Raw genomic sequence first — 5,541 nt, 5'->3', positions numbered from 1 at the left:
ACAGAAATGTATCCCGAAACCAAAAGCAACATGCGGGTTAGGCTTACGAGTAATATCAAATCTATCTGATGTATCAAATTTCTCTTCATCACGATTGGCTGAAGCAAGAGAGGCTAATACTAAGTCTCCACGCTTAATTGTCTTTCCATGAAATTCCAAGTCAGATTCAGACCACCGTGCGGTTGTGAAATCAACCGGACTATAATATCGAAGACCTTCTTCTATAGCTGTTGTAGTTAATGAAGGATCATTTTTTAATTTTTCCAACTGTTCAGGATGCTCAAATAATGCATACATCGTGTTTGAAATCAAGTTCACAGTTGTTTCATGACCGGCGATGATCAATAGGACCACCATTGAATACAATTCGTCACGGTTGAGCTGTTCCCCATCTTCCTCAGTCTGCAGCAAGTTTGATATAAAATCGTCTGCTGGATTTTCTCTTCTTGCTTCAAACAATTGGGTCAAATAATCTGTGAACGCCTCGACATCTTCCATAAAATCCGTTTGAAACTCATCAGAAGCTGCAACAATAGTGTTGGACCACTTCCTGAACTTATTCCGATCCTCGGATGGGATTCCGAGAAGCTCACTAATGACAATAATAGGAAGAGGAAAGGCGAATTCATCAATAAGATCGACAGGACCTTCTTTTTGATTCATTTGGGCCATTAATTCATCAGCAATTTCTGTGATTCGCGGTTTTAGTTCTTTAATTGTTTTCGGGTTAAAGTAAGGTTGGACCAGTTTACGCAGACGTGTATGATCGGGAGGGTCTACATCAAGCATCATATGTTGAAAGATATTTATACCGTCGTCTTCCTGTTTTTCATGAGTTTGGCTGGAAAAAATTTTTGTCTGATCCTTCAAAAAACTCTTACTTTTGAGCATCTCTTTCACATGGTCGTGTTTCGTGATGATCCATGTCGTTTGATTGTTTTGAGAGGACATAGCGAAGACAGGGTCTTCTGCACGTAAATGTTTATAGAATGGGTAGACATTTTCTTTAAAATTAGACTGATAAATTCTCTCCATATGATCCATTACATTTCCTCCTATGTATTTCCTTTTGACTGGTTTCTTCAATTATATAAAACAAGCGATAAACTCACAAACAATATATGGAAAACTAGTGAATATTAATTAGCAAAAGAGATTATTTTTCAAAAAATTCACTAGGTAATGGGACATCCGTTTATACATAGATTCCACTTCCTCCATAGGATAACAATAGGTTATTATATAAAGGAGATGGATCATGTTTTCTAACATGTTTGGGAATATTGAGAAGAAGACAGGGGTCAAGATGGAAGATGTTATGAAACTTGCTAATTCATTGAAGTATGCAGATTTCCAGGATGAAAAAACGGTGAGAGACGTCATCAAGAAAGTATCAAAGCTGGCTAATAAACCCGTATCTAAGCAGAAAGAGGATATGCTCGTAAAGACAATCACAAGTGGTAAAGTGCCAAAAGACTTTTCTTCTATTGAAAAAATGTTAGGTAAGAAGAAAAAATAGTAGGTTCATTTAAATGAAAGACGTCCAAGAATGAAAGGTTCTTGGACGTCTTTTTTTCGCTTATTCATACTGAAAATCAGGTTCATTCCATTTTTCATCTAGTTCGACTTTCAAAGAATGATTATCAAAATACCACTCGTCATCTTCTTCAACAAAGTATGTGATATTTCCGACTTTCGTTTCTGCAATAGGTGCTTGAGGATCTTCAAACTTGATGGCTAATGAAAACCCTGGCTGAAGCCCCCCTACACCTCCATAACGCACATAAAAGCGGAGATTTGCTTTTCCTTCTACGTCTAATTCATCTTCATACCATTTGGCTGCTTCTTCTGATACAGTTAAATTCATAATCTCAGCTCCTGTTCGTTTCGATTAATCATGTTGTTATGTTGTTTCCTTATTTTTTGTATCATAAACATCTCGCGTAGCATAATGAAAGACACCCTAAACGAACAATCGTTTAGGATGTCTTTCATTTTTTGTTCTGCTTCTCTGGCACAGGGTCAAACCCGCCTTTATGGAAAGGATGACATTTGGAAATGCGTTTCACTGTGAGATAAACCCCTTTGAAAAAACCAAATCGGCGAAATGCCTCTAATCCGTATTCAGAACAAGTCGGTTGAAACCTGCAGGAAGGAGGGAAGAAAGGGCTGATTCCCTTCCTGTAAAATTGAATCAAGGTAATCATGATATACTTCACGAGATCACCCTTTACTCATTTTCTTGTTTTTTGTCATAACTCAATGATGCTACAGCATCATGAAGGTGGATGGATTCTTCATTTCTGCATTTAACAGTAAATGATTCTATAAAAGTATATTCATATAGATCAGCCGCCACAAGTCTTACAATATCCTCAACAAAACGAGGGTTTTCATATGCTTGTTCAGTTACCATTTTTTCATCAGGGCGCTTTAAAACAGGGTGGATGCGGGCGCTGGCGTTACTTTCAGCTGCTTCAAGCAGTGCTGCTTTCCAATCAATTTCCTGCTCATTAAAGTCATCCGTCAGTTTAACTGTCATGGTGACATTCCCGCGCTGGTTGTGTGCACTATATTCGCTGATTTCTTTTGAACAAGGGCACAATGTTGTAATCTTTCCAGTTAAGGAAACGGTAACGTCATGTCCGGTTTGTTTATGATATTCTACTCGAATCGTTGCGTCTGCATAGTTCATTCCTGCAAGATCAGAGTAAGGACCTTTGCGCTCAAAAAACCAAGGAAAAGAAACTTCTACTTCAGCGTTCTCTTGTTTCAACCGACCTGATAACTCTTCCGTAAACTCCTTCATAGTGGATATATCAACAGCAAATCCTTCATTGTGATACTGATCAAGCTGTTCTGTAAAACGGCTCATGTTCGTTCCTTTGCTCCCTTGAGCAATAGATGAACCAAAGGAGAATGTTCCGATTGTTGTTTGAATTTCAGGATTTAGTTGACTGGGGATGCGAATTGGGTGCTTTACATTTGATATCCCAACCATATCAATATCAAAAAGAAAATCTTTCTTTGAATTTTGTAAATCAGCCATGCCTTTTTTATCAACAGGTTTTGTTTTTGGACCTGGTTCGACAGAGCCGAATAATTTATGTCGCTCTTCCTTACTTGGTAGTGATTTGTTGTGATTCAATTCAGTTTTATTCATAGCAAAGACTCCTTTCAGGCCTTTATTCTACGTCAAAGTATACAATATGTACCTTTAATTATACAATTTAATGCTTCTCGAAATGTGCTCCATTTCATAACCTTAGAGTGGCATCCAAACAGTAGAATTATCCATAAATAAAGCCCGTGCAAGATGCGCGGGCTTATCTTGTTACATCCAGGTAATTTTAGGTTCAGTTTTGTTCATAATACGTTTAATATTCGAACGGTGGCGGTAAATGACGAAAATCGTAAATACGGAAACGACGATCGTCAGTCCGTAATCCTTAACTATTACTGTCGCAACAATTCCAACGAGTCCGGTAATCATAGAGGAGAGTGAGACATATTTACTAATATATAAAATGATGAAAAAGGATAATAACAGTATGAAGAAAATGATTGGATTGACTCCTAGTATGACTCCTCCTGAGGTAGCTACAGCTTTTCCACCTTTAAACCCAGCAAAAAGTGGATACATATGACCAATTACTGCAAATATTCCAACGACCAGGGTGATGACATCTGCACCTAAAAAGAAAGGAAGAGCAGCTGCGAGCGTCCCTTTGAGGATGTCTGCAGTGGTTACTAATAGTCCAGCTTTGATGCCTAGTACTCGGAATGTATTGGTTCCGCCTAAATTTCCACTCCCATGATCTCTTATGTCAACACCATAGCCCACTTTACCAACGATTAAGCCTGACGGTATTGAGCCTAATAAATAGGCGAGAAGGCTATATAAAATGTATTCCAATTAGCTCAACTCCTTAACTTCTTTATTCTAGTTTATCATGAGTTCTTCTAGTAAAGAACATTAGATCATGTTCCTGTTTTTGTTCTATGTAAATAGATTTCAAATTCTCAATTTAATGCCAAAAAAGCTTGAGAACAAGGGAAACCACCGCAACATCCTCCTATTATACCAATTTAGAGCCTGGTTACAAGGCTATTTTTCGTGTCATATCTTCGCTAAATGTTTCGAATTATGGAAATTTGGTTATATACTATTGATCTAAATAACTTTAGCAAAAGGGGGAAGTTGATGATCACCTTTAAGGACGTAACCAAAACCTATCCTGATGGCACGACAGCTCTGCAAAACATTAATTTAAAAGTAGAGGAAGGGGAGCTGTTGACGCTGATCGGACCGAGTGGTTGCGGAAAAACAACAACAATGAAGATGATCAACCGTCTCATTCAACCAACAGAAGGGACGATTACCATACATAATAAGGATATTCGAGAATATAACATTCACGAACTACGCTGGAATATTGGTTATGTATTGCAGGAAATTGCGCTGTTTCCACATATGACAATTGAGGAAAATATCTCGATTGTTCCTGAGATGAAAAAATGGGGAAAGAAGGATTTATCGAGACGAATTGATGAACTGATGGACATGGTCGGTTTAGATTCAAAGAAACACCGGAAGCGTAAACCAAGTGAGCTCTCCGGAGGGCAGCAGCAACGTGTCGGAGTCATACGTGCCTTGGCTGCAGATCCTGATATCATTCTGATGGACGAACCATTCAGTGCTCTTGACCCGATAAGTCGTGAGCAGCTTCAGAGTGATATTCGCAAGCTTCAACAGGAAATTCAAAAAACGATCGTCTTTGTAACTCATGATATGGATGAAGCGATGGCGCTAGGTGACAGAGTATGCCTTATGAAAGAAGGAGAAATTGTTCAGCTTGACACACCTCAAAACTTAATCCTCCATCCTGCGAATTCTTTCGTAAAAGACTTCATTGGAAGTAGAAAAACACCGTGGCAAACGGCTGTGGATGTAATTATGGATCAAACGAAAAGTCAAATCTACTCCATTTCTGACTGGGAGGCAAACCAAGTTCCTGACTCAGGTGCTTATGCTCTAAAAGATGAAAAAGGAATATATACAACCTGTGTCCAGGACGGTGAGACATTTGATTTTCCGTCATTATCTAATGGAATGATCTTAAAAGAAGCCATTACTGTCTTTGAGAAAAAGGACTACCCATTACTTCCAGTAGTTAAAGGAGAGCAATTGATCGGAACTCTGACTTATAAAGACATTGTGCTGCACCTGAAAGAGAACACAAGCGAAAACGGGGTGGTGCAGAAATGAGTGCTTTTCTTGACGTATTTACACAAAGACAAGACGTATTATGGGAAAAGATATGGGAACACTTGCAGATTTCAATTATAGCTTTAGTGATTGCTACATTGATTTCAGTGCCCTTAGGGTTATTATTGACCCGTTATCAACGCGTAGCTGAGCCGATCATAGGTGTAACCGCTGTTTTGCAAACCATTCCGAGTTTAGCGGTTTTAGCTTTTCTTATTCCATTATTCGGCATCGGTCAGACACCAGCGATCATCGCGTTAACTGCTTATGGA

At 38.7% G+C, this 5,541-nt stretch carries 8 protein-coding genes; 3 read left to right on the top strand and 5 right to left on the bottom strand.

The window, feature by feature from the left end:
- Positions 1–1,044: cytochrome P450 (locus tag LD39_RS03275; RefSeq protein ID WP_035542869.1), on the bottom strand; the 1,044-nt coding region annotated here is incomplete at its 3' end.
- Positions 1,045–1,258: 214 nt separating this feature from the next.
- On the opposite strand from LD39_RS03275, the gene LD39_RS03270 reads away from it, so the two are divergent.
- Positions 1,259–1,519, top strand: a complete 261-nt coding sequence (locus tag LD39_RS03270) for a stage VI sporulation protein F (protein ID WP_035542867.1) — start codon at positions 1,259–1,261, stop codon at positions 1,517–1,519.
- Positions 1,520–1,579: 60 nt separating this feature from the next.
- Here the strand turns inward: LD39_RS03270 and LD39_RS03265 are convergent, their stop codons facing one another.
- From LD39_RS03265 to plsY, 4 genes are all read right to left on the bottom strand, one after another.
- A complete protein-coding gene (locus tag LD39_RS03265; protein ID WP_035542865.1) occupies positions 1,580–1,867 on the bottom strand; it encodes a HesB/YadR/YfhF family protein in 288 nt (95 codons plus the stop codon).
- Positions 1,868–1,991: 124 nt separating this feature from the next.
- Entirely contained in the window at positions 1,992–2,219 is a 228-nt protein-coding gene (gene yidD, locus LD39_RS03260; RefSeq protein WP_035542862.1) for a membrane protein insertion efficiency factor YidD, read from the bottom strand.
- An 11-nt stretch (positions 2,220–2,230) separates the two neighbouring features.
- A complete protein-coding gene (gene folE2 / locus LD39_RS03255) occupies positions 2,231–3,163 on the bottom strand; it encodes a GTP cyclohydrolase FolE2 (protein WP_035542860.1) in 933 nt (310 codons plus the stop codon).
- 171 nt (positions 3,164–3,334) lie between these two features.
- Positions 3,335–3,916: a glycerol-3-phosphate 1-O-acyltransferase PlsY gene (plsY, locus tag LD39_RS03250; RefSeq protein ID WP_035542859.1), complete on the bottom strand. Its 582-nt coding sequence runs from the start codon at positions 3,914–3,916 to the stop codon at positions 3,335–3,337.
- Between the two features lie 288 nt (positions 3,917–4,204).
- On the opposite strand from plsY, the gene LD39_RS03245 reads away from it, so the two are divergent.
- Complete coding sequence (locus tag LD39_RS03245) at positions 4,205–5,269, top strand: ABC transporter ATP-binding protein (RefSeq protein WP_035542857.1); 1,065 nt, start codon at positions 4,205–4,207, stop codon at positions 5,267–5,269.
- A partial coding sequence (locus LD39_RS03240; RefSeq protein WP_035542855.1) for an ABC transporter permease occupies positions 5,266–5,541 on the top strand: 276 nt, incomplete at its 3' end. The genes LD39_RS03245 and LD39_RS03240, both read left to right, overlap by 4 nt.

This window comes from Halobacillus sp. BBL2006, from assembly GCF_000786645.1.
Classification (GTDB): domain Bacteria; phylum Bacillota; class Bacilli; order Bacillales; family Halobacillaceae; genus Halobacillus.
This window is presented reverse-complemented; position numbering and strand designations above follow the sequence as displayed.

What these genes read in the sequence shown, in the direction of transcription:
- LD39_RS03265 (WP_035542865.1), bottom strand. Translation starts at nt 1,867, where the DNA reads ATGAATTTAACTGTATCAGAAGAAGCAGCCAAATGGTATGAAGATGAA.
- LD39_RS03245 (WP_035542857.1), top strand. Translation starts at nt 4,205, where the DNA reads ATGATCACCTTTAAGGACGTAACCAAAACCTATCCTGATGGCACGACA.
- LD39_RS03270 (WP_035542867.1), top strand. Translation starts at nt 1,259, where the DNA reads ATGTTTTCTAACATGTTTGGGAATATTGAGAAGAAGACAGGGGTCAAG.
- folE2 (WP_035542860.1), bottom strand. Translation starts at nt 3,163, where the DNA reads ATGAATAAAACTGAATTGAATCACAACAAATCACTACCAAGTAAGGAA.